This window comes from Enterobacter sp. 01-M-03-SI-ECC (assembly GCF_047530215.1).
Taxonomy (GTDB): domain Bacteria; phylum Pseudomonadota; class Gammaproteobacteria; order Enterobacterales; family Enterobacteriaceae; genus Enterobacter; species Enterobacter chengduensis.
Genome location: NZ_JBLKDA010000007.1, coordinates 12,170 through 34,640, shown reverse-complemented (window position 1 = coordinate 34,640; position 22,471 = coordinate 12,170). Strand labels below are relative to the sequence as shown.

20 protein-coding genes and 3 pseudogenes are annotated in these 22,471 nt (G+C 54.6%); 13 read left to right on the top strand and 10 right to left on the bottom strand.

Annotated features, from left to right (window positions below):
- The first annotated feature begins 21 nt into the window (after positions 1-21).
- The 9 genes and pseudogenes from ACMWKK_RS08840 to ACMWKK_RS08800 all read left to right on the top strand — a co-directional run bounded on the left by ACMWKK_RS08840 (position 22) and on the right by ACMWKK_RS08800 (position 7,393).
- Positions 22-843 carry a DUF932 domain-containing protein gene (locus ACMWKK_RS08840; RefSeq protein WP_062740200.1) on the top strand — a complete coding sequence of 274 codons (822 nt, stop codon included), beginning with the start codon at positions 22-24 and terminating at the stop codon, positions 841-843.
- Positions 844-922: 79 nt separating this feature from the next.
- Positions 923-1,408 carry an antirestriction protein gene (locus tag ACMWKK_RS08835; RefSeq protein WP_062740202.1) on the top strand — a complete coding sequence of 162 codons (486 nt, stop codon included), beginning with the start codon at positions 923-925 and terminating at the stop codon, positions 1,406-1,408.
- Positions 1,409-1,419: 11 nt separating this feature from the next.
- Positions 1,420-1,899 (top strand): RadC family protein, encoded by a 480-nt coding sequence (radC, locus tag ACMWKK_RS08830; RefSeq protein ID WP_062740205.1) that lies wholly within the window; start codon positions 1,420-1,422, stop codon positions 1,897-1,899.
- A gap of 14 nt (positions 1,900-1,913) precedes the next feature.
- Entirely contained in the window at positions 1,914-2,135 is a 222-nt protein-coding gene (locus ACMWKK_RS08825; protein ID WP_062740208.1) for a DUF987 domain-containing protein, read from the top strand.
- A gap of 23 nt (positions 2,136-2,158) precedes the next feature.
- Positions 2,159-2,521: pseudogene (locus ACMWKK_RS08820) on the top strand (type IV toxin-antitoxin system YeeU family antitoxin).
- Between the two features lie 51 nt (positions 2,522-2,572).
- Positions 2,573-2,893 carry a TA system toxin CbtA family protein gene (locus tag ACMWKK_RS08815; RefSeq protein ID WP_062740210.1) on the top strand — a complete coding sequence of 107 codons (321 nt, stop codon included), beginning with the start codon at positions 2,573-2,575 and terminating at the stop codon, positions 2,891-2,893.
- A gap of 113 nt (positions 2,894-3,006) precedes the next feature.
- A complete protein-coding gene (locus ACMWKK_RS08810) occupies positions 3,007-3,837 on the top strand; it encodes a DUF4942 domain-containing protein (RefSeq protein WP_406542777.1) in 831 nt (276 codons plus the stop codon).
- 182 nt (positions 3,838-4,019) lie between these two features.
- The gene (locus ACMWKK_RS08805) at positions 4,020-6,080 is read left to right on the top strand and encodes an McrB family protein (protein ID WP_406542776.1); all 2,061 of its coding nucleotides are present in this window, start codon (positions 4,020-4,022) and stop codon (positions 6,078-6,080) included.
- The gene (locus tag ACMWKK_RS08800; protein WP_406542775.1) at positions 6,077-7,393 is read left to right on the top strand and encodes an McrC family protein; all 1,317 of its coding nucleotides are present in this window, start codon (positions 6,077-6,079) and stop codon (positions 7,391-7,393) included. The genes ACMWKK_RS08805 and ACMWKK_RS08800 overlap by 4 nt, the downstream gene beginning before the upstream one ends.
- Before the next feature lie 116 nt (positions 7,394-7,509).
- On the opposite strand, the gene ACMWKK_RS08795 is transcribed toward ACMWKK_RS08800, so the two are convergent.
- Both ACMWKK_RS08795 and ACMWKK_RS08790 read right to left on the bottom strand, forming a co-directional pair.
- Positions 7,510-8,700: a hypothetical protein gene (locus ACMWKK_RS08795; RefSeq protein WP_062740219.1), complete on the bottom strand. Its 1,191-nt coding sequence runs from the start codon at positions 8,698-8,700 to the stop codon at positions 7,510-7,512.
- Between the two features lie 309 nt (positions 8,701-9,009).
- A complete protein-coding gene (locus ACMWKK_RS08790) occupies positions 9,010-9,879 on the bottom strand; it encodes a phosphorothioated DNA-binding restriction endonuclease (RefSeq protein WP_112781836.1) in 870 nt (289 codons plus the stop codon).
- A gap of 301 nt (positions 9,880-10,180) precedes the next feature.
- Here ACMWKK_RS08790 and ACMWKK_RS08785 point away from each other — a divergent pair.
- A pseudogene (locus ACMWKK_RS08785) lies at positions 10,181-10,636 on the top strand (SymE family type I addiction module toxin).
- A 43-nt stretch (positions 10,637-10,679) separates the two neighbouring features.
- Here ACMWKK_RS08785 and trpS read toward each other — a convergent pair.
- A complete protein-coding gene (gene trpS / locus ACMWKK_RS08780; protein ID WP_112781837.1) occupies positions 10,680-11,681 on the bottom strand; it encodes a tryptophan--tRNA ligase in 1,002 nt (333 codons plus the stop codon).
- A 199-nt stretch (positions 11,682-11,880) separates the two neighbouring features.
- On the opposite strand from trpS, the gene fosA reads away from it, so the two are divergent.
- Positions 11,881-12,306: a FosA/FosA2 family fosfomycin resistance glutathione transferase gene (fosA, locus tag ACMWKK_RS08775; RefSeq protein ID WP_112781838.1), complete on the top strand. Its 426-nt coding sequence runs from the start codon at positions 11,881-11,883 to the stop codon at positions 12,304-12,306.
- Here the strand turns inward: fosA and ACMWKK_RS08770 are convergent.
- Positions 12,292-13,299 (bottom strand): LacI family DNA-binding transcriptional regulator, encoded by a 1,008-nt coding sequence (locus ACMWKK_RS08770; RefSeq protein WP_045908077.1) that lies wholly within the window; start codon positions 13,297-13,299, stop codon positions 12,292-12,294. The two genes, fosA and ACMWKK_RS08770, sit on opposite strands and share 15 nt — an antisense overlap.
- A gap of 185 nt (positions 13,300-13,484) precedes the next feature.
- Between ACMWKK_RS08770 and ACMWKK_RS08765 the strand changes: the two genes are divergently transcribed.
- Complete coding sequence (locus tag ACMWKK_RS08765) at positions 13,485-14,573, top strand: cellulase family glycosylhydrolase (RefSeq protein ID WP_112781839.1); 1,089 nt, start codon at positions 13,485-13,487, stop codon at positions 14,571-14,573.
- Positions 14,574-14,623: 50 nt separating this feature from the next.
- Positions 14,624-16,018 (top strand): MFS transporter, encoded by a 1,395-nt coding sequence (locus tag ACMWKK_RS08760; RefSeq protein WP_112781840.1) that lies wholly within the window; start codon positions 14,624-14,626, stop codon positions 16,016-16,018.
- Positions 16,019-16,059: 41 nt separating this feature from the next.
- On the opposite strand, the pseudogene ACMWKK_RS08755 reads toward ACMWKK_RS08760, so the two are convergent.
- The 6 genes and pseudogenes from ACMWKK_RS08755 to ACMWKK_RS08730 all read right to left on the bottom strand — a co-directional run.
- Positions 16,060-16,272 (bottom strand): annotated as a pseudogene (locus ACMWKK_RS08755) (alpha/beta fold hydrolase); the annotation flags it as partial.
- A gap of 75 nt (positions 16,273-16,347) precedes the next feature.
- Complete coding sequence (locus ACMWKK_RS08750; protein WP_236653107.1) at positions 16,348-17,589, bottom strand: hypothetical protein; 1,242 nt, start codon at positions 17,587-17,589, stop codon at positions 16,348-16,350.
- 125 nt (positions 17,590-17,714) lie between these two features.
- A complete protein-coding gene (locus ACMWKK_RS08745; RefSeq protein ID WP_112781841.1) occupies positions 17,715-18,536 on the bottom strand; it encodes an alpha/beta fold hydrolase in 822 nt (273 codons plus the stop codon).
- 30 nt (positions 18,537-18,566) lie between these two features.
- The gene (locus ACMWKK_RS08740; protein ID WP_112781842.1) at positions 18,567-20,186 is read right to left on the bottom strand and encodes an MFS transporter; all 1,620 of its coding nucleotides are present in this window, start codon (positions 20,184-20,186) and stop codon (positions 18,567-18,569) included.
- Positions 20,183-20,590, bottom strand: coding sequence for a DoxX family protein (locus ACMWKK_RS08735; protein WP_045327486.1), 408 nt, complete (start codon positions 20,588-20,590; stop codon positions 20,183-20,185). Before ACMWKK_RS08735 ends, ACMWKK_RS08740 begins: the two co-directional genes overlap by 4 nt.
- Positions 20,590-22,461, bottom strand: coding sequence for an amidohydrolase (locus ACMWKK_RS08730; RefSeq protein WP_112781843.1), 1,872 nt, complete (start codon positions 22,459-22,461; stop codon positions 20,590-20,592). Before ACMWKK_RS08730 ends, ACMWKK_RS08735 begins: the two co-directional genes overlap by 1 nt.
- Positions 22,462-22,471: the final 10 nt, after the last annotated feature.

The following is a 22,471-nucleotide window of genomic DNA, read 5'->3' as shown; positions in this document are numbered from 1 at the left end:
ATGTAATCAAAGGAGTTACCCATGCGCTTAGCCAGCCGCTTTGGCCGAATTAACCAGATACGCCGTGACCGTCCGTTAACCCGTGAAGAACTGATGCTGCATGTTCCCAGCGTTTTCAGCGAAGACAAGCACGCGTCACGCTCTGAGCGTTACAGCTATATACCGACGATTACCCTGCTGGAGAACCTGCAGCGCGAAGGTTTCGAACCTTTTTTTGCCTGCCAGTCGCGCGTTCGTGATCCTGAACGTCGGGAACATACCAAACACCTGTTACGCCTGCGCCAGGCGGGCCAGATAAACGGTCAGCATGTGCCTGAAATTATTATTCTTAATTCACATGGAGGCGAGTCCAGCTTTCAGCTTTTACCGGGATATTTCCGAAGCGTCTGTACCAACAGCCTCGTCTGTGGGCAGTCGTTTGGCGAATTCAGAGTTCCTCACCGGGGCAATGTGGCGGAGAAGGTCATTGAAGGCGCTTACGAGGTGTTGGGCGTCTTTGACCTGATGGAGGAGAAGCGCGATGCGATGGAATCGCTGCTGTTACCCCCACCAGCACAACACGCCTTGGCCGAAGCGGCGCTGACATACCGTTTTGGCGAAGAACACCAGCCCGTGACCACCACGCAGATACTGACACCCCGACGCTATGAAGACCGCAGGGACGACCTGTGGTCGGTCTTCAATCGTTGCCAGGAAAACCTGCTGAAAGGGGGGCTGCCCGGACGTACCGCGAAGGGCAAACGCAGCCACACCCGTGCCGTTAACGGTATCGAGGGCGACGTTAAGTTAAACCGCGCCTTATGGGTGATGGCCGAGAACATGATGAATTTACTCGGCAAATAACCACCTGTGCCACGCCTTCAAAATCCATCGTCAACCCTTTATTACCCTTCAACCCATTCATGTAAAAGGAAAAAATCAAATGACTGACATTATTAACCTTAACGACACTCTGCCGTTACAGCCACAATCTGCCGGTGCCAGCTCTGCGCCAGCACTGACCGCCACGCCCGTACCCGATGAGCAGCGAGTGGGCTTCTGGCCACAGCATTTCGGCAGCATACCGCAGTGGATAATCCTTGAGCCGACTGTTTTCGCCTGGATGGACCGCTTCTGCGCGGACTACAGTGGGGGCATCTGGCAGTTTTACACGCTGAGCAACGGCGGTGCCTTTATGGCCCCGGAAGCGAATGAGGATACCGATGAAAAATGGTCGATGTTCAACCCGATGAATGGCAACGGAGCGGAGATGAGCGCAGAAGCGGCGGGTATCGCCGTCTGTCTGATGGCATACAGCCACCATACCTGCCGTACAGAATGTGATGCTATGACGGAACACTATTATCGCCTACGGGACTACGCGCTCAACCACGCGGAATGCAGCGCTATCATGCACATCATCGACTGAGGTCAGCTGCTATGGAACAACAGTTACCACTGTTTGCCAGTGAATTAGCCCCTGCCGACCAGCAGACGGTCAGGGAAGCCTTAACGCTGCTGGAGGGGCAGCTACGTGAACCCGGCGCGTCATTTACTTCCAGCCATGCCGTCCGCGACTGGCTGCGTCTGCAGCTTACTTCGCTGGAGCGGGAAGAGTTTACCGCCCTCTTTCTCGATAACCAGCATCGCCTGATAGCCCACGAAACGCTTTTCACCGGCACCATCAACCATACGCAGGTCCATCCCCGCGAAGTGGTGAAGGCCGGTCTGAAGCATAACTGCGCCGCTGTCATCGTGGCGCATAGTCATCCCTCCGGGGAGGCGGAACCCAGCAAGGCCGATCGCCAAGTCACTACGCGTATTCAGCAGGCGCTGGAACTGGTTGATATTCGTCTGCTGGATCACCTTGTAGTCGGCGGTATGGAGATCGTCTCGTTTTCTGAGAGAGGCTGGCTTTAAGGAGGAAAATAGCGATGAAGATTATCAGTAAACGCCAGGCAATGGCGATATACCGCCAGCACCCTAAGTCCCGACTGTTTCGCTTCTGTACTGGGAAATACACGTGGTCCGGCAGCGTCTGCCGCTACGCCGGTCGGGAAGTGCAGGATATCAGCGGTGTACTCGCGGTCTTCGCAGAACGTCGTCAGGACCGCAACGGCCCCTATGTCGTATTACGCAGCGTCACGCTGAATTAACACACGTTTAAGGAAGGCTAAAATTGTCGAATAAAATACCGTCAGAAAACCACGATATCGCTGAACCCTTCTGGGGGCTTAAACGCAGTATCACGCCCTGTTTTGGCGCTCGCCTGGTGCCGGAGGGCAACCGGCTGCACTATCTCGCTGACCGTGCCAGTATCACTGGGCAGTTTAGCGACGCGGATTTTCGCCATCTCGACTAGGCATTTCCGGTACTGCTCAAACAACTGGAGTTAATGCTGTTTTCCGGTGAGCTCAGTCCCCGCCATCAGCATTGTGTCACGTTATACGCAAAAGGGCTGACCTGCGAGGCGGACAGCCTCGGCTCGCATGGATACGTGTACGTGGCGATTTACCCGACACCATCTGAAGCAACCGCGTAAACCTTCGCACTACTTTCCCTCGTTTTAACCCATCTACAAAGAGATCCCAATATGCAAACCCAACCACTATCCTCCACGCAGGAGGCTTTGCCACGTCCGACGCCCGTTGAAATCTGGCAGCAACTTCTTATATATCTGCTGGAACAGCATTACGGCCTTTCGCTTAACGACACACAGTTTGGTGATGGCAATGTGATTCAGCAGCATATTGACGCCGGTATATCACTGGCGGACGCCCTCAATTATCTTGTTGAAAAATCTGAACTGGTGCGAATTGATCGTCCCGGTTTCTCCATTCATCATCAGTCCTCTTTTATCGGGGGGATTGATATTCTCCGAGCCAGGCGAGCAACGGGGTTAATAAATACTTGAATTTATCGAGCCTCATTCCTGATTTTTAACTCTGAACTTCCCACCTTTTTTATTCATCGCATAATGCGCCTGCCACTCCCGGCAGGCGTGTTTGCTTATATGGACGATTAACGATGCAAACAGAACCCGACGTGTTGACGGAACACAATGAGCTCATTCTTTCGACCAGTATCGAACGTGTAGTTACTGGACGCGATTCCGCACTTAAACAGATCGAACAACTTATTCAGCAGCTTGATACCATTTCACGGCTAACCTCAGAAATTGGTGGTGGTACGGCGCAAGATTGGGCGATGAAATCCGGGGACCGCTACGATAGCTGGCTGACTGAGAGCGCAGAAAAAGCGATGCCTGCCGTCACCCGCAATATTGACCGCAGCATCTGGCGCGATTTGATGATGAAGTCCGGCATGATGGCCTTGATGGATGCGCAGGCTCGAGACCAGTGGCATAAGAACCTCGAGGATGGTGACCTTCCTGCAATCAGCGAAGCGAATATCCTCAGCACCTTTGAGCAGTTACATCTGAATAAAATGGACGTCTTCGAACGTGGCATTATTAACGTTTTCAAAGCCCTCTCGTGGGATTACAAAACCAACAGTCCCTGCAGTTTCGGTAAGAAGATCATCATTAACAATCTGGTGACGCATAACCGCTGGGGCTTTAGCCTTAACTGGGGTTGGCGGCGGGAGCAGTTGGCAGACCTGGAGAGAATGCTGCTTCTGCTGGCTGGTAAACCTATTCCTGACAACCGGGGTGATATCTCTACCCGACTGATGGAGCGTATCCGGGATGATCCGGCTAAGGACGTATACGAAGATGAGTTCTTCAGAATTCGTTACTTTCAGAAGGGTACGGCTCATCTAACGTTTAAACGCCTGGAGTTGATTGAGCGTATGAACGACATCATCGCGAAACACTATCCGGCAATGCTGGGGCAATAGCAGTAATTTTAAAGCCGTTAAAAATCGAATTGGGAATTTTGTAGAGTAACTGACTGAATTTATTGAAACACCTTTAACTAAATTTTTTGTTGCTTCCCTTGTACAGGTAGTGACTGAATTAAGATTAATCCGATAAGATGCAGATATCCCATTTCTAAATCACCTTACACACGGAGTATGTGATGGTTCAGGATTCCTCTGCATTAGCCCCTTTCTTTCAATCTCATATTGCAAAAAATAATCAATACAGCCCCGACTGGGGCAAACACTATCGTCAGCTTGTAGAACAGATACAAGCCGAAAAACCCAACTTTTCTACGGATACAATTCGACAGATTTGGTATGAGCGCAGCAATGGCATCTCCAGCCTCCGACAGGGTGGTATGTCCCAGTTTGAATTCGAAACGGCGCAAAAACAGCTGCTCGCTCTCACTCGCTTGATGGCAGAAGAGTGTACGCAGGAGAATTACGACCGTGTGATTAAGCGCCTTATTAACCTTAAAGCGGACGGGATATTGAACAAGGTGTACTGGGCTCTCTGCCATCGCGCCTTTGCCGCTCTCTATCCGTCTAAAATTACGAACGTTGTGAATATCAGCAATTTTTTTAGCAGTTACAACTATTGCAATAACCATTTTCAACTTGGCCTTTCAGAGGATCAGGAGTGGTTCGCTCGCAATCTTGATCTCAAGAAAGCATTGCACCGCGCACTAGGTGATGATGTCGATCCTATCGAGCTGAATATGTCGCTCTGGCATCTCTATACGCAGGTTATTCAGAAGAACGATATTGGATTAATTGGTAACGAGACTACCTTGCCGGAAGACGATCAGGACGAGGAAGTTACCACCCCGCAACTGCCAAAAAATACTATCCTCTATGGTCCGCCAGGTACTGGTAAAACTTACCGCACAATCGAGCTGGCCGTACGTGCTTGTGAACCGGCAGCCTACTCGCTTCAGGAAGGTAAAGAGGAGCACGAAAAACGCCGTGAGCTGAAAAAGATTTATGACCGGCTTATTGCTGAAAAGCGGGTGCGCTTTATCACCTTCCATCAGAGTTTTGGCTATGAAGAGTTCATCGAAGGGCTAAGAGCAGAGACTACCGAAGACGGCAATGTGCGCTACGAAATCAAAGCGGGCATTTTTAAGCAAATTTGTGAAGATGCTGCTTTTGGTCACGCCGGTGTTCAGCAGAAGCTTGACGAGGCACTTGCCCGCCTACAAGAACGTTTATCTGAAACTGGAAGCATTACCCTTGAAACACTGCAGGGCAAAGCCTTCCAACTGGCTTACAAAAGCCAGACCACCTTCGGTATTTTCCCTTCGCAATCGAAAAAAGAAGATTTAGGGCAGGGCTACAATGCTTACCTTAAGAATATCAGTTTGGTCTACCAAAACCCTCAGGCAAAGGTACACAATCCGTCATATGTACGTAGCATCCTTAATTACTTGATTAAACAGGAAGGTTTGCCTTCCAACCCACAGGAATCAGTATCTGAAAAACGACAAAATTACGTTCTGATTATTGACGAGATTAACCGTGGCAATATATCCAAAATCTTTGGTGAACTAATCACTCTGATTGAAACCTCAAAACGATTCGGAGAACCGGAGGCGCTTAGTGTTATGCTGCCTTACTCTTCTACCTCATTCAGCGTCCCGAACAATCTTTATTTAATCGGCACAATGAACACCGCTGACCGTTCGCTCACCGCACTGGATACCGCCTTGCGTCGCCGATTTGAGTTTGAAGCGATGCTGCCGGATATCACGGTTCTGAAAGATACGGTCGTCAAAGGCATTGATCTGCCACGACTGTTACAGACACTTAATGACCGTATTCAGGTGCTGTACGACAGAGAACATACTCTGGGCCATGCTTTTTTCATTCCGGTTGTACAGGCTAAAGAGGACGAAGAGCTGGCCTTCGAACGGCTGAAGCGGATTATGCGAAATAAAGTGTTGCCTCTGCTGGAAGAGTACTTCTACAACGACTGGCAAAAAATCCGCATGGTGCTGGGCGACAATCAGAAAAGTGAAAACCCGCACCTACAGTTCGTATGTGAGGTGAAAGACCAGAAACAGTTTGCGGATCTTTTTGGCAATAGCGGAACTGAAGATCTGCATGATATCGGTGCCAGTTTCCATTTGGCCTCTGAGAGCGATGATGTCTGGGATAATCCGCTCGCCTGGCAACAAATTTATGCGCCAAAAAATAGTAAACCTGGGAGCAGGGAATGACATCTTGTCAAAACTTTACCGTCTTCGAGTACGGACTTCTGATTGATGAGAAAGATGGTGGCCGCATAAATAATGCGGTCGTTTTGCCCTCCAGGCTCTTTGAGTGGCTTGAGGAACGGTGTCTGAAAGATGACGCGGATAACACTCATCGTCTGCTAACCCTGCGCAGTCGGGGGAGTGTAAAAACTCTGCAAGTAAAAAATTATGCTGGTGTCATCTCTCTTCCGGGAAATGCGTTTATTGAAGTGTTGCCAAAAACGGGGCGGCGTAATGAGAACATTGATATTGCACGTCAGCAGCTTTTAATGATGCTACGAACGCTAATATCTTTTCGCCATATTGCCACTTCAGCATCCAGAGTTCGAACCTCGAAGATGCCGCTGATGGATGTATTTATTCAGCAGTTTATCGATAGCGTACAGCAGATTGTGCGCCAGGGTCTAAAGCGTGACTATATTCGTCAGCAGGATAATTTACCTTGGATGAAAGGAAAGTTAAGGGTCTCCGCACAATTAAGCAAAAACTGTGTGCGTCGGGATCGCTTTCAAGTTGAGTTTGACGATTACAGCGCTGAGCGTCCAGAAAACCGGATACTGAGAACTGCTATCGATAAAATTCGCCGTCAGATCAGCAATCCGCAGCTACTACTACAAGTTAACTCTTTACAGGTTCACTTTGATGATATTGCGCCTGTTGGTGATTTTCGCATCGCCTTCGACCAAGTGTGTATCGACCGGCATATGCGTCATTATGAACTTGCCTTGGCGTGGGCGCGGCTGATTTTGATGGGGCAGTCTCCTCACTGCATGCAGGGTGACGCCAACGCAATTTCACTGCTTTTTCCAATGGAAGCTGTGTTTGAATCTTTTGTGACTGCATGGATGCGTCATCGTTATAATGATAACTGGCATGTGAAGGCACAGGTGGATTCGCACACCTTGGTTCGTCTCAATGGCAAAGGAGTATTTAAGCTTAGGCCCGATATCTATCTACAACCTCGTGGGGAGTATGGGGAGCAGGCGATGATTTGTGATGTTAAATGGAAAATGGTGGAGGGCGAAAAGGCGACACTCGAACAGTCGCAGGCTGACCTTTACCAGATGTTGGCCTACGGTATGAACTATCAGGAGGGTATAGGGGATATGCTGCTGATTTATCCTTCACATGAGGGTTTTAGTCAGCCGTTAACTCATCCCTATGAATTCAGTCATCAAAAGGAAAACTCACTGCGTTTATGGGTTGTGCCATTTTTCATTGGTGATAGTTTGCAAAGTTCTGGTCTGCGTTTCCCTGACGGGAAAAACTTGATATAAAATCCCTGTTATTCTCTTTTCACGGTTAGCCATATCGTTGATGGGTAATACCCTCCCAACACCACGGGATGTCCACTTTTTGCTTAAGTGGACATCGCTGCGCATTTCTTGCAAGTTTACTTTTTGGTTTCCACCTGTGGTAATTTTTCAAGTGTCAGCAATTCCTGACTCTTTACCCTACGGCAATGAGAAACTGCATCCTGAAGTTTGCCACGAACGCTATCATCATAGGCGGTATCCAATAGTTGGTATTGAAGACTGTCTTTGTATGATTGAATGATATTTAGTGGACAGATAAGGCGTATATCTCCGAGCGAATAAATTTTCACTGCCTTAAGTAAATAGTATTTTTCATCTGAAGATCGTGCACCCTGCCAGGCCGAGTCTCTAAAATATTCAGCAGGATATGCGGCAGTCGGTACGCCATAAGTATGAGGTGTCAGGTCCATTATCCCTGATGTTTTAAGGAACATCGTTAGTATCAAAGCTGGTACCATATGCACAAACGTAAAAATGAGGAATAGTATTCCAGCCATGATTCCACCCGTAACAGTTACTTGATGTAACAAGCTAGTGCGGGTTCTTAACCTGAGGAAAACAACGCCGGGAATAAGTGAGAAAATAATCAGGAACATGGATAGCGCTATAACAGTCAACGCCTGCCAGATCTCGTTTGTTCCGTCCGGAAACTCCAACGTACGAAGAAATAATTCAAGAGGAAAAATATATATACAGGCTGTAAGGGAGAAGAGCATTGGTTGTAAAAAATGCATAGAAAGAACCTTTTTGATCTTCTTCCACTTACCCTCTGTGCTTATCTGTCTATAAGTAATAGAGCCATTGAACCACAGGGAAAGTATAAAGCTGCAAAGCCAAATAGTACTTAACTGAAGTGACACATTCTGTGCAACTTCTTTTCCAGCGTTGTGCATGAGGAAAAAATAGCCAAAAAATATCAGTGTTGACAATAGCGAGGTCAGAAGAACGATTTTGATATTGTTTTCTGTCAGCTCATTCCGGAAACTACTTTCCCCCTGATAGTTGGAAATAAAGAGTCCCGTCAGTAGCGAGGGCATAAATAATACAATGCAAAAAAGGAGCATGCTGACACAGGCAAAGACCATCAGATAACTGAACAATGATGAAAAAGAGATGCTGTCAAAAAAAAGTCCTGTTTGTCCAATACGCGCAAGATGCGACCACACAAACAATGCCGCAATAGAAGTTGACGCGAACGCAGGTGTAAGAATTGTTAAAAACCAAGCACGCATTTTTATAAAGCGTTTGTTTATTCTGTTATTTCCCATATTCTAGTATCCATCCAAGTTTGACATATGGCCTAGCTAATGACTCCATTTTAGGTCATAGCTCACCAACTACCTCTCAGGTGATTATGTTCAGTTGTTGCCCTTGAAGAAAGCAGCTCTTCCTACCTGGATCTTGCATTCAAAGCTATGTAAGTGTTCTACTGATATGGCTTTATACCCACTAATTCTGTCTATTTTTGTACGGATCTTAACTTGTGGGTACAAGTGCGGGTATAACTATTTACTCCTGTTTATAAACAACATTGATATCAGTCTATTAGGTGTGTACTTCGAGTCCGGCCTTCGCACTCATCCTCTAAACACCTCTCTCCGATGCCACTCCACGAACCCCTCTCCTGGATAATTCCCTTTCACCATCGGCAACGCAATCTGCTTCCCAGCAAAATCCCAGAACAACCGCCCAACAATCCCACTCCCATTCACAGCCTCGGACACCAGCACCCGCATACTCTCATCTAGTCCAATCGATCCCTTATCAAACGCCTTATGATGAATCGCACACAGCGCCAGCCCGTTTGGGATCTCACACGGTCCACCAAACTGCTTCCACTTGATATGCGCGGCTTCAAGACCAACAGAGGCGTTATCATGTCGCATGTTAAACCCGCAGATTGCGCACTCATAGTTATAAGCACGTAGCACCTGCTGCCGGAACAGCGGATCGCGAACCTTACGGATCTGTTGAATATCAAAACCCATCTCATCCGCGAGCTCTTCCTGAATGCTTTCAGGAAAATGCGCTTCAAGGATCTGCTGCGCCAGCGAGCCGATCAGGTTTTTGTTCTTACTCAGCAGCGCAAAGTGTTCTTCATCAAACCCGCCTGCGACGTTATGTTCTACGAGTTCTTTAACAGGCGGTTGCTTACTGCCAGTGGTCGAACAGAACTCTGTATTCTTCAGATCCCAAAACCCGTCCCCCTTGAGCCGCCAGAAAGGCATATTTGGGTAATGCGCCTTCCTCTGTGGGCCAAAGCGTTCTAACAGGCTAAGCAGCTGCTCGTGGACCTCAGTTCCGTAATCAAACAGTCGCGCATGCCCCTGCTGATAGTTCGCCAGCACGTACAGAAGCAATAAAGGCTTATGCGGCGCACGCTGTTCGCCTTTGCGCCAGATGGTGATGTCGGCAATTGCCTGTTCGAGAGTTTTGCTGGAAGCCATCGCGTTACGGAAGAAAGTAAATAATTGCGATGATGCTCGCAAAACCCAGACCAATCAACCCGCAATCAACAAAAACATGACCTTACCGCAAAGAACCCTATTTCCTGAATCCTCCTCGCAAATTCCAAATTTACCCCACACCAAACCGCTGTATTTATATTCAGCCTTGTATAATAGGCACCAGAAATTACGCTGAACGGCAAAGGAAATATTGAAGAATATTTGAAGAGAGAATTCGCGATATGAAGGTGCTGCAACACCCCCATACCGCTAACCACAACCAACTAGTAAGGAGTTGTATATGGCTGCGACGAATTTTAAGCCAGAGTTTACTGTTTGCAAAACAGAATCAGACGCTTTCACCGGCATGATTGAAAACCGCGAGCTGGTGCGCAAAAACAGTGCCCGTCGACTTCACGGCAACCAGCCCAACGCGGCCCCCATCCATCCCCGCGCGGAGACGCCGCAGGACAGTGCCGCTTGCTGCGAACTTTATTCCCGCATAGACATGAAATACCTTCTTCTGGGCGGCGAGTGGTTAACCCGTGCGGGCTTTATCGACGGCATGCCCGTAAAAATCCGCGCCATGAAAGACTGCATTGTGATTACGCCGCAGCATACATGAGAATTATGGGGATGCCTGGAAGGTATGAGCGTGGTGAATATTAATAAGCAGAAAGTCGCGCAGTGGTTAAAAACATTTCCGGGCGCGTTAAACGACACCGGCGATATTCCGGTGATTAAGCGCAACGCTTGATAAATATCCCGGCCCTGCGCCGGGATTATTATTTATACCGCTTTCAAAACACCGGCACCCCCAGCCCAACTTTCACCTCCCTCAACGTCCCCTGCGTCACCCCCTGCGCCCGTTCGGTCCCGCGCTTCAGCATCGCCATCAATTCCCCCTTATCACGCATATACATCACCCTGCGCTCCCGCATCGGCGCAATCAGCTCCTGCAAACACCCCTCAAGCTCGTTCTTGCACGCCCGGTCACCCAGCCCGCCCGCCTGATAGTGCGCCTTCATCGCCGCCACTTTGTCCTTGTCCGGATGAAACGCGTCGAGGTACGTAAACACCACGTTCCCCTCAATCTGCCCCGGGTCGCTCACCTTCAGGTGGTTTGGGTCGGTGTACATGGCGCTGACCGCACGGTGGATCGTCTCTTCGCTGGCCGAAAGGTGCAGCGTGTTGCCGAGCGATTTCGACATCTTGGCGCTGCCGTCGATGCCGGGCAGGCGGCTGGTGTCGCTCAGCATCGCTTTACAGTGGCGCAGCACCGGGGCGGGCAGCAGGCTGTTCATCTTGTGCACAATCTCGTTGGTCTGCTCAATCATCGGCAGCTGGTCGTCGCCGACGGGCACGCACTCGGCCTTAAACGCGGTGATGTCCGCCGCCTGGCTGATGGGGTAGGCCATAAACCCGACCGGCAGCGAGCGGGCGAAGCCCTTCTGCGCAATCTCGTTTTTCACCGTCGGGTTACGCTCCACGCGGGCGACGGTGACGATGTTCATATACAGCATCGTCAGCTCGGCGAGAGCGGGCAGGGCGGACTGCAGGCAGATCGTGGTCAGGTTCGGGTCGATGCCCGCGGCGAGGTAGTCGGCCAGCACTTCGGGGATATTGTCGCGGATTTTTTGCGGGTTGCTGCCGTTGTCGGTCAGCCCCTGCAGGTCGGCAATCAGCACAAACTGGCTGTGCGTCTGCTGGAGCGCCACGCGCTGGCGCAGCGATCCGACGAAGTGGCCAAGGTGCAGCGGGCCGGTTGGGCGGTCGCCGGTGAGGATGGTGGGCGCGTTCATAAAGACTCCTTAATGGGCAGTTGCCGAAAGGGGTCTTAGAAATGTGAAAGCCGCCTTTCGGCGGCTATCTGAAAATGGGGAAAACTACTCCGTGCCGCCTTTAAGTAGGCAGCCACCAGCGGTTTACGGTGAGGACGGCGTGGTTTATGTTCATCTCTTTACCGTATCACGTCCGGCGCGAAAAACAAAAGGGCACGTCATGCTGCAATCTCTCAACCATCTGACCCTCGCGGTCAGCGACCTGCAAAAAAGCGTCACCTTCTGGCACGAGCTGCTGGGCCTGACGCTGCACGCCCGCTGGAATACCGGGGCCTATCTCACCTGCGGCGATCTGTGGGTCTGCCTGTCCTACGACGAGGCGCGCCAGTATGTGCCGCCGCAGGAGAGCGACTACACCCACTACGCGTTTACCGTGGCGGAAGCGGATTTTGAACCGTTCTCGCACAGGCTGGAGCAGGCGGGCGTCACCGTCTGGAAGCAGAACAAAAGCGAGGGGGCGTCGTTCTATTTTCTCGACCCGGACGGGCACAAGCTGGAGCTGCACGTGGGCAGCCTCGCCGCACGGCTGGCGGCGTGTCGCGAAAAGCCCTATGCGGGCATGGTGTTTACCTCAGACAAGGCTTGAGGCACGCACCTTCAGCCTGCCCGCCAGCGTCACGTGGGTGGCGGCATCTTCCTGATTGCACAGGTACTCCACCGCCAGCCGTCCCAGTTCGCTGTAGGGCAGCTGAATACTGGTCAGCGGCGGGGTGAGCTGCTCGGAAATCTTCTGGTCGTCGTAGCCCGCCAGCAGCATGTCCTGCGGGATGCGCACGCCGTTCACCGCCAGCGCCTGATAGCAGCCGATCGCCAGCCAGTCGCTGGCGCAGAAGATGGCGTCCGGGCGCTCGGCCAGTTCCAGCAGAGAGGTGGTGGCGGTAAAGGACTCGCTGAACTGCCAGTTGGTCTGGCGCACCAGGCTATCGTCGCAGGTTAATCCGGCCTGCTGCAGCGCGGCCTGGTAGCCCGCCAGACGCTGGCGCGAGGCCTCCATCCAGCTCTCTCCGGTGATGTGGGCGATGCGCGTGGCCCCGCAGGCGATGAGGTGTTTAGTCACCTGGAAGGCGTTGGCGTAGTCGTCCGGGATAAACGACGGCAGCAGCGGCGAGCCGGGGTCGCGCTGGTTGAGCAGCACCAGCGGGATGCGGGTGCAGTCCTGAAACGCCGTCATGTCCACCAGCGTGGTGACCGGAGAGGCGAGAATAATCCCGATGCAGTTGCGCTTCTCCAGCTGGCGGATGATGTTCAGCGCCAGCTCGATATCGTCGCCGTAGTCGTAGACGGTGAGCAGGGTCTCGTTGCGCCACGCCGCTTCCCGCGCCTGGCTGATGGCGTCGATAAACGGGTCGAAGCTCTGCAGCGAGCTGACCAGCAGGGCGATCTCTTCCTGGTTGCGCGGAGCGTGAACGGCGGGGAGGCGGTCGTAGCCGAGCTCGGTAGCGACGTTAATCACCCGCTGGCGGGTGTCGTCGCTGAGCTTGATATTGCGGGACTGGTTAAGCACCAGCGATACCGTCGCCTGCGACACCCCTGCCGCCCGCGCAATATCGTTCATCGTCACTTTCGTTTTTCGCTTCATCCGTCCTCTCCCTTTCGCGAATTCGCATCATACCTTAACCGCACGCTTACGCACCGTCGATCACGTTTCTCATTCATCGAAGCGCGAACTTTGTGAGGGGCATCGCTTTTCTTCGTGCGAGAAATTGCGCATTTATCCCGCAACTAATATTTATTAGCTAAATATTATCAGCAAGAGGACGCGTAATGAAAGAGCAGTGGAGCAGGGAGCAGGCACAGGCGTGGTATCAGCAGAAGGGCTGGCTGTGCGGGTTTAACTATCTGCCGTCGACGGCGGTGAACTGGACCGATATCTGGCAGGCGGAGACCTTCGACGCCGGGACGATTGACCGCGAGCTGGGCTGGGCGGCGGAGGCGGGCTACAACACCCTGCGCATCAACCTGCCGTTTATCGTCTGGGAGCACGACCGCGACGGGCTGATGGCGCGCATCGACCGCTTTTTGACGATTGCTGACGGCCACGGGTTCAGCACCATGCTGACCCTGATGGACGACTGCGGCTTCTCCGGCGACGAGCCGTACCTCGGTCCGCAAAAGCCGCCGGTGCCGGGCAAACACAACAGCCAGGCGGCGGCGAGCCCGGGGCGTGACAAGGTGTGCGATCTGGACTGCTGGGCAGACATTGAACGCTATATCCGCGACGTTGTCCGCCAGTTCCGCGAGGATAAGCGCGTGCTGTTGTGGGATCTTTACAACGAGCCGGGCAACCGCGGCATTTTCGCGACGGGCACGCAGGAGGTGCAGTACGACGCGAAGCTGGAGACCTGCGCCCACGCGCTGATGAAGCTGGCGTTCCAGTGGGTGCGTGAAGAAGATCCAACCCAGCCGCTCACCGTCTGCGCCTGGCGCCTGCCGCCGGAAGAGGAGGGCGAGACGTTCTTCCAGCATCCGCTGGACCAGACCGCGCTGGCGCTCTCGGACGTGGTGAGCTTCCACGCCTACACCCACACCGGGCGCATGACGGCGATTATTCAACAGCTGCAGGCGCTCGGTCGCCCACTGTTCTGTACCGAATGGCTGGCGCGCCACGTGGGCAGCACCATCGAAGAGCAGCTCCCGCTGATGTACGCGGCGAAGGTAGCGCCGTACCAGTGGGGGCTGGTGCGCGGCAAAACCCAGACGTGGCTGCCGTGGCCGGTGGTGATGAAGGAGTCCACGGACTACTGCCGTCTCTGGTTCCACGACGTGTTTGAGGAGAACGGCATTCCGTTCTCGCGCCGTGAAATCGCCCTGATGCAGCAGCTGCGCAAGATCGCCCCGCAGGCGCAGGACTAATAATATCGACCCGGCGGTCCACCGCCGGGCAACCAGGCAGGCATATAACAATGGCAACGACAATGAAAATACCGTCTCGCGAGCTGTGGTCTTATTTTGGTTATGGTTTAGGTCAGTGTTTTAGCTTTGGTTTAGTGGGTTCGTTTATTAACTATTTTTACACCGACGTGCTGGGGATCTCGGCGCTGGCGGCGAGCACCATCTTCCTGATTGCCCGCGCGTGGGATGCGGTTCACGATCCGCTGTTTGCCAGCATCATGGACACCATTAACAGCCGGTTCGGCAAGTTCCGCCACTTTTTGCTGATCGCCCCGCTGCTGATCACCGGCGTCACGCTGCTGTCGTTCTATAAAATCGAAGCGGACATGACCACCAAAATCCTCTACGCCGGGGTGACGTACATCCTGTGGGGGACGCTGTACGCCATCTCCGATATCCCGTTCTGGTCGATGTCGTCGGTGATGACCAACGACTCCGGGCAGCGCACCCGCGCGGTGACGGCGGCGATGCTCGGGGTGAACGCCGGGATTGCCTGCGCCAACATCTTCTTCCCGAAGCTGGCGGCCTATTTCGCCCAGTACAGCAACGATAAAGGCTACTTTATGGCGGTGCTGGTGATGATGCTGGTGGGCCTGCCGCTGATGCTCAACGGCTTTATGCAGATCAAAGAACGCGTGCCGCCGAGCCCGGAAAAGGTGACCATCCGCGACACCTTCCACAACCTGCGTCAGAACAAGCCGCTGTTTATCGTCCTGCTGTCGTTCTTCTTCTGCGTGTTTCACAACGTGGCGGGCGGGCTGTATATCTACTTCTTTATCAACAACTTGGGCGACGGCAGCCTGCAGATGGCGATTGGCGTGATGGGGATTGTGGCGGCGGTGCTGTGTCTGGTCGCCCCGATGCTGACGCGCCGGATGCAGAAGCGGAAGCTGTTTATGATCCTCTGCGGGCTGGACGTGGCGGTGCGCGTGGTGATGTGGTTTGTCGGCTATCAGCAGGTGACGATGCTGTTTATTCTGCTCGGCCTGAGCACGCTGTTCGTGATGATGACCAACATCCTCACCTCGTCGATGATTGCCGACACCATCGAGTACGCGGAGTACCACACTCATAAGCGCTGCGCGGCGATTACCTTCTCCGGGCAGACCTTCACCGGCAAGATGTCGGTAGCGGTAGGCGGCGGGCTTATCGGCGTGTTCCTGACGATGATCGGCTATGTGCCGCAGGCGCAAATCCAGAGCGAGAGTGTGCTGTCGGGGCTGTTCTTCGGGATTTGCCTGCTGCCGGCGATAGGGTCGCTGATCCGCATGGGCTTTATGTCGCGCTTTACCTTTACCGAGGAGAAGCACGCGGAGATTTGTCGGCTTCTGGCGGAGCGGAACGCGTCTGCGAAAGCGTCGGGTGGTGGCTGCGCCTTACCCGGCCTACAGGATCAGCCCTTGTAGGCCTGATAAGCGAAGCGCCATCAGGCTTCGCTTTTTAAGACTTACAGCGACTTCACAAACGCCAGCAGATCTTCGTTAAGCTGGTCCTGGTGGGTCAGCGCGAAGCCGTGCGGCGCGTTGTCGTACACCTTCAGCGTGGCGTTTTTGATCATCTCTGCCGCCAGCTTGCCGGTGCTTTCAAACGGCACGATCTGGTCGTTGCTGCCGTGGATCACCAGCGTCGGCACATCGAATTTGGCCATAACGCGGTGAGCCCGGGCAGAAGCATGATCCTCCGCTTACGGTGAATTGATTAAGTAGCGCCCGCGCTGCGGGCGTTTCTTAAAAAGCTACTTGATATCATGAAGCAACTTTAATAAAAGGCTATCATCGGTAGATTTAATTTTCTGAAAATAAACAGGTTCAGCTATAGGCGAATCCCATTGGTGTATCTCATCCTTCTTAAACGGGATACATTTCATAGCGGTGTTTTTTAACCGTTTTATGCGAAGGTCATATTCGTCAAAGTTGTCGGGCGTAGTTTTCAGGCTCAGCGATCTGGCATGATTGATTTGCGTAGGGCAAATAAGCTGAATGTTTCCAAGCGAGAAAATGTTTACGCCGGTGATAAAGAATCTCGAAGGGATATCTTTATAGTAACGTGTGTTCCATGTTAAACCATCAAACATCGCTGTCGGGTGAGTGTGAGTATCTATGTAATATTGATGTGTGCGCCAGTCGCTAATGCCGGAAAGGTTCATGGTCATGTTAATGATCATATTAGGGGTGGGGCGGAAAATCATTGTCAGGACAAGCATGCTGACAGGAATAATGATTAGTGTATAAATGATTATTTGCAATAAATTTTTATTTTTCTTTTCGTTTATCAGGATCATTCCTGGGAATATACCCACAATAATCATCGCGACCGAGAGTGCAAGGAAAATGATAACCTGTAAGAACGTATTACTTTCTTCGTTAAAATCTAGCTGACCCGCGATAAAAATGAGTGGGAAGATTTGTGTAAAAGCAGGGGCAATCAATAACAGAGGCAGCCAGTTCCTGACGGCGTTTTTCTGCAAATATTTTACATCACGCGTATCATCAACATCCTTATATGACTGAACGTTGAACATAAGCTTGTAGCATAAGCCATACGATGCGGTCAGTATTATTGCTATCGCTAAGGCAAGAACGATAAAACCATTTACATGCAGAAAAAATTGTAAGCAGAACGCTCCGATAAGCACAACGCACATCACAACGCTATTACCAAAACAGACTGAGGTAAAGCTATGTGTCAATCCTTCGTATTTAACAAACTCTTTCTCATGTGCGGTGTAAATTAAGTAAGCAAGGAAAGATGAGATAAAAATGACAAGGCTGAAGCCAAGTAGTGAGACAAGGGTAAACCCAAATATTATTCCTACTGCGCTACTCACGCTCAACGCATCATATAAAATATCAAGCCGGTCAATATTCGCAAGATAGAACCATATAACGCTAAATGTACAGGCTGTGACAAATGAAGAGGATGTTAAAATAGCGATGATAAACTTTCGAGTTAGCCGCTTATGAAACTGTATATTCATCTTATGTAGTCTCCCTTTGAAATGAAGGAATACTAGTCACAAGGGAGAGGGAGTTCTACGCTTAAATTTGGTATGTCCGGAAGTGCATATTCAGGCTGACGCCTTCTGGCGTCAGCCCCGGGAACTTACAGCGACTTCACAAATGCCAGCAGATCTTCGTTGAGCTGGTCCTGGTGGGTCAGCGCGAAGCCGTGCGGCGCGTTGTCGTACACCTTCAGCGTGGCGTTTTTGATCATCTCTGCCGCCAGCTTGCCGGTGCTTTCAAACGGCACGATCTGGTCGTTGCTGCCGTGGATCACCAGCGTCGGCACGTCGATTTTCGCCATATCCGGGCGGAAGTCGGTTTCGCCGAAGGCGGTCACGCAGTCGATGGTGCCCTTCAGGGACGCGAGCAGGGCGATGTACAGCGTCTGGGTCAGGGCTCCGGCAGAGACGGTCTGCCCGGCGTTGGTGCCGTAGAACGGCGTCGCGAAGTCGCTGATGAACTGGGCGCGATCTTTACGCAGCCCGTCGCGAATGCCGTCGAACACGCTCTGATCCACACCCTGCGGGAAGGTCTCAGATTTACCAAAGATTGGCGTCACCGCGCCCAGCAGCGCCAGACCGGCGACGCGCGCGCTGCCGTAGTTGTTGATGTAGCGGGTCACGTCGCCGCCGCCCATGGAGAAGCCCACCAGCGTCACGTCCTGCAGGTCCAGGGTAGTGATCAGGTCGTTGATGTCTGACGCAAAGGTGTCGTAGTCGTAGCCGTTCCACGGCTGATCCGAGCGGCCAAAGCCGCGGCGGTCAAAGGCGATGGCGCGGAAGCCGCGCTCGGCCAGGTAGTTCAGCTGGCTGTCCCACATGTCGCCGTCCAGCGGCCAGCCGTGGCTGAAGAGAACCGGTTTGCCCGCGCCGCCTTCTTTGTAGTAAATCTGCGTGCCGTCTTTTGCCTTAAACGTTGCCATAGTGTGTTCCTGTACAGGTGATGGTTATGGTTATACCGGCGCGACCAGGTAGCGAATGGCCGGTGAGGTTGTGCCCTGATGAAAAGCCAGAACGCGGCTCTGCAGCAGGAGGTCATTCATGGTGTGGCGCTCCTGCTGGCGCAGATGCTCAATCCACGAGCCCATCAGGAAGGTCTCGATAAACAGGCCGGGACGCTCGATATCCTCGTACACCGCCCAGCTCATCGCCCCGGCGCGGCGGCGCACCCGGCGCAGCTCGTGTACCGTCTCCAGGAAGGCCTTCGCGTTCTGCGGGTCAATGAGGTACTCGTGCGACACCAGCACCGGGCCGCGCTCGTTCGGCAGGTCAATCTCCACGCCGTCCAGCGGCTGGCCGCTCAGGTCGAGGTTTAAATCCGGGTCTTTCTCCAGCTTCCAGCGGAACACCGTCGCGCTCGCCAGCACCATCCCCAGCGTGGCGACCACCAGCGAGGTCGGGGTGCCGAACCGGGAGGCGATCTGCCCCCAGAGGGCGCTGCCCGCGGTCATCGAGCCGAAGAACACCGTCAGGTAGACCGCCAGCGCCCGGGCCTTCACCCAGCGGGCGGCGCTGCGCTGCGCCCCGAGGTTGAGGGTGGAGAGCACCGCAATCCACGCGAAGCCGGTGAAGAACTCAAACAGGTTGAGCAGCCAGACGTGGCGCACAAACGCCAGCGCCAGCATGGTCAGGGCAAAGGTCAGGCTGGCGGCCACCATCAGCCGGTCGGCGTTCAGCCGCTGGCGCAGGCGCGGCAGCAGAATGGCTCCGGCAATGGCACCCAGGCCAATGCACGCCAGCATCACGCCGTAGCCCGCCGGGCCTAAGCCCAGCTCGCGGCGCGCCACCAGCGGCAGCAGCGCCCAGCCCGCGCTGCCGAAAACGAAGAAGGCCACGGTGCGCACCAGCACGTTGCGCAGCACCGGCGCGGCGTGCACGTAGCGGATGCCGGATCGCACCGCCGAGAAGAAGTGCTCCGGCGGCAGGCGCTGCACCGACGGCGCCGGACGCCAGCGCCACAGCACCCACGCCACGCCGACCACGGACAGCGCGTTCAGGGCAAACACCATCCACGGCCCGGCGAGCGACAGCAGAAAGCCGCCCAGCGCGGGGCCGATTGCCCGGCTGATGTTCACCCCGAGCGAGTTCAGCGCCACGGCGGCACCCAGCTCCGGCTTGCTCACCAGATCGGGCACCACCGCCTGGAACGGCGGCGAGCTCATCGCCGCGCCCACGCTCAGCAGAAACGTCGCCACCAGCAGCACGGCGGGGGTGACGTGTCCGGTGAAGGAGAGCACCGTCAGTCCGGCGGCGGCGATGAACACCCACAGCTGGGAGAAAAGCAGGTATTTACGTCGGTCGACGATGTCCGCCATCACCCCGGACGGCAGGGCAAAGAGAAACATCGGCAGGCTGCTGGCCGCCTGCACCAGCGCGATGTCCAGCGGGTCGGCGCTCAGGGTCAGCATGCTCCAGTTGATGCCGACGTCGCTCATCCATGAGCCGACGTTAGAGACCACCGTGGCGATCCACAGCATCCTGAACACCGGCTGGCTCAGCGGCTGCCAGGGCGAAACCGTTGATGCGGGCGTCGTCTCGACGTGTGCGTCGCGAACGTCGTTAACCTGGGTCATGCAAACCTCTCCGCTGCCTTACGCGGCAGCCGCCACTGGCCCGGCCCGGTGAGGGCAAGGGTGGTGAAGATAATCAGCAGCAGCCAGCCAAACTGCCCTTCGGCAATCGACCAGTTCGGGTGGACCGCCAGCATCGCCACCAGCAGCACGGCGATAATCGGCAGGCACGCCAGGCGGGTGTAGACGCCCGCAATGATAAACAGCGGGCAAACCACCTCGGCTACGATGGCCGGGATCAGGCTGGCATAAGGCCCGAAGCCGAACGGATCCTCAATGCGCGTCAGCTCTTCACTGAAGTGCAGCACCTTCGGCAGGCCGTGCACGTACAGCAACAGCAGGCTACCCGTCAGGCGCAGGAACAACAGCCCCAGGTCGATCCGGGGCGGCATAGTGGTGTTTTTCATCAGAATGCAAAGCAGCTGCAGCCCAGCGCCCCCCAGAAAGCGTTATCGTCGGACACCGGCATCTCTGACGTGCGGGCAAAATCATGCTGGTGGCGGTGAACCCCGCACGGGCCGCTGCAGTGGTGGACGGCGCTCATGCCCACGCGTGCGGCCTGCGGCGGCGCGCTGCGGTAGTGGCCCGGCACCTTCACCACCGGGGACCACTCGGGCAGAACCGGAATCGCCGGCGGCGCGAGCGGGCCAAAGCTGCCCGCGGCGTAGACGATGTCGCCGTTGACCACCGTCAGGACGGACTCGATGCCCTTAATCTCCTCTTCCGGCACGCGGAAGTAGTCTTTGCTGAGCACCGCCAGGTCGGCGAGCTGGCCGACTTTAATCTGCCCCTTCTGATTCTGCTCGCTGGAGAACCACGCGCTGCCCTGGGTCCAGAGCATCAGGGCCGTATCGCGGTCCAGACGGGCGCTGTGGTCGTACATCTGCATCCCGCCGACGGTGCGGCCGGAGACCAGCCAGTAGAGCGCGGTCCACGGGTTATAGCTCGCCACGCGGGTGGCGTCGGTGCCTAAGCCCACCGGCACGCCGGTCTCGAGCATTTTCGCCACCGGCGGCGTGTGGCGGGTGGCGTCGATGCCGTAGCGCTCGGCAAAGTACTCCCCCTGGAAGGCCATACGGTGCTGCACGGCAATGCCGCCGCCGAGCGCCTTGATGCGGTCGATGTTGGCCTGGGTAATGGTCTCCGCGTGGTCGAAGAACCAGTGCAGGCCGTTGAACGGAATGTCGCGGTTCACCTTCTCGAAAACGTCCAGCATGCGGCTGATGGACTCGTTGTAGGTGGCGTGCAGGCGGAACGGCCAGCGGTGCTCCACCAGATGGCGCACCACGCGCTCCAGCTCGTCCTCCATGCCCGGGGCGAGATCCGGGCGCGGCTCGAGGAAGTCTTCAAAATCGGCGGCGGAGAAGACCAGCATCTCGCCCGCGCCGTTGTGGCGGAAGAAGTCGCTGCCCTGGCCCGGCGTGAGCATGTCGGTCCATTTTTCAAAGTCCTCCAGCTCGTGGCCCGGACGCTGGGTAAACAGGTTGTAGGCGATGCGGATGGTCATCTGCTTTTTCTGGTGCAGCTCGGCGATCACCTCGTAATCTTCCGGGTAGTTCTGGAAGCCGCCGCCCGCGTCGATAGCGCTGGTCAGCCCCAGGCGGTTCAGCTCGCGCATGAACTGGCGGGTGGAGTTGACCTGCTGCTCCAGCGGCAGCTTCGGCCCTTTGGCCAGCGTGGCGTAGAGGATCATGGCGTTAGGGCGGGCAATCAGCATCCCGGTCGGGTTGCCGTTGGCGTCGCGCTGGATCTCGCCGCCCGGCGGGTTCGGCGTGTCTTTGGTGTAGCCCACTACCTTCAACGCGGCGCGGTTGAGCAGGGCGCGGTCGTAGAGGTGCAGGATGAAGACCGGGGTGTCCGGCGCGGCGGCGTTGATCTCGTCCAGCGTCGGCATGCGGCGCTCGGCGAACTGGAACTCGCTCCAGCCGCCAACCACCCGTACCCACTGGGGCGACGGCGTGCGCAGAGCCTGCTCTTTCAGCATCCGCAGGGCGTCGGCCAGCGACGGTACGCCTTCCCAGCGCAGCTCGAGGTTGTAGTTCAGCCCGCCGCGGATCAGGTGCAGGTGCGAGTCGTTCAGCCCGGGGATGGCGGTGTGGCCTTTCAAATCGACCACTTTCGTACCGTCGCCGTGGTGTTGCATCATCTCGGCAACGGTACCCACTTCCAGAAATTTTCCATCGCGCACGGCAACGGCTTCCGCGATGGGGTTCTCGCGATCGACGGTATGAAACTGGCCGTTAACCAGAATGAGATCGGCTTTACCGAGGGTAACCATAACTGCTCCT

Excerpts from the sequence above, each read along its gene's own strand:
- ACMWKK_RS08825 (WP_062740208.1), top strand. The coding sequence starts at position 1,914 with ATGAAGATTATCAGTAAACGCCAGGCAATGGCGATATACCGCCAGCAC.
- ACMWKK_RS08810 (WP_406542777.1), top strand. The coding sequence starts at position 3,007 with ATGCAAACAGAACCCGACGTGTTGACGGAACACAATGAGCTCATTCTT.
- ACMWKK_RS08745 (WP_112781841.1), bottom strand. The coding sequence starts at position 18,536 with ATGGCAACGTTTAAGGCAAAAGACGGCACGCAGATTTACTACAAAGAA.
- ACMWKK_RS08790 (WP_112781836.1), bottom strand. The coding sequence starts at position 9,879 with ATGGCTTCCAGCAAAACTCTCGAACAGGCAATTGCCGACATCACCATC.
- ACMWKK_RS08840 (WP_062740200.1), top strand. The coding sequence starts at position 22 with ATGCGCTTAGCCAGCCGCTTTGGCCGAATTAACCAGATACGCCGTGAC.
- ACMWKK_RS08750 (WP_236653107.1), bottom strand. The coding sequence starts at position 17,589 with ATGAATATACAGTTTCATAAGCGGCTAACTCGAAAGTTTATCATCGCT.
- ACMWKK_RS08800 (WP_406542775.1), top strand. The coding sequence starts at position 6,077 with ATGACATCTTGTCAAAACTTTACCGTCTTCGAGTACGGACTTCTGATT.
- radC (WP_062740205.1), top strand. The coding sequence starts at position 1,420 with ATGGAACAACAGTTACCACTGTTTGCCAGTGAATTAGCCCCTGCCGAC.
- ACMWKK_RS08770 (WP_045908077.1), bottom strand. The coding sequence starts at position 13,299 with ATGAAGCGAAAAACGAAAGTGACGATGAACGATATTGCGCGGGCGGCA.
- ACMWKK_RS08760 (WP_112781840.1), top strand. The coding sequence starts at position 14,624 with ATGGCAACGACAATGAAAATACCGTCTCGCGAGCTGTGGTCTTATTTT.
- ACMWKK_RS08730 (WP_112781843.1), bottom strand. The coding sequence starts at position 22,461 with ATGGTTACCCTCGGTAAAGCCGATCTCATTCTGGTTAACGGCCAGTTT.
- trpS (WP_112781837.1), bottom strand. The coding sequence starts at position 11,681 with ATGAACGCGCCCACCATCCTCACCGGCGACCGCCCAACCGGCCCGCTG.
- ACMWKK_RS08805 (WP_406542776.1), top strand. The coding sequence starts at position 4,020 with ATGGTTCAGGATTCCTCTGCATTAGCCCCTTTCTTTCAATCTCATATT.
- ACMWKK_RS08735 (WP_045327486.1), bottom strand. The coding sequence starts at position 20,590 with ATGAAAAACACCACTATGCCGCCCCGGATCGACCTGGGGCTGTTGTTC.
- ACMWKK_RS08765 (WP_112781839.1), top strand. The coding sequence starts at position 13,485 with ATGAAAGAGCAGTGGAGCAGGGAGCAGGCACAGGCGTGGTATCAGCAG.
- fosA (WP_112781838.1), top strand. The coding sequence starts at position 11,881 with ATGCTGCAATCTCTCAACCATCTGACCCTCGCGGTCAGCGACCTGCAA.
- ACMWKK_RS08795 (WP_062740219.1), bottom strand. The coding sequence starts at position 8,700 with ATGGGAAATAACAGAATAAACAAACGCTTTATAAAAATGCGTGCTTGG.
- ACMWKK_RS08815 (WP_062740210.1), top strand. The coding sequence starts at position 2,573 with ATGCAAACCCAACCACTATCCTCCACGCAGGAGGCTTTGCCACGTCCG.
- ACMWKK_RS08835 (WP_062740202.1), top strand. The coding sequence starts at position 923 with ATGACTGACATTATTAACCTTAACGACACTCTGCCGTTACAGCCACAA.
- ACMWKK_RS08740 (WP_112781842.1), bottom strand. The coding sequence starts at position 20,186 with ATGACCCAGGTTAACGACGTTCGCGACGCACACGTCGAGACGACGCCC.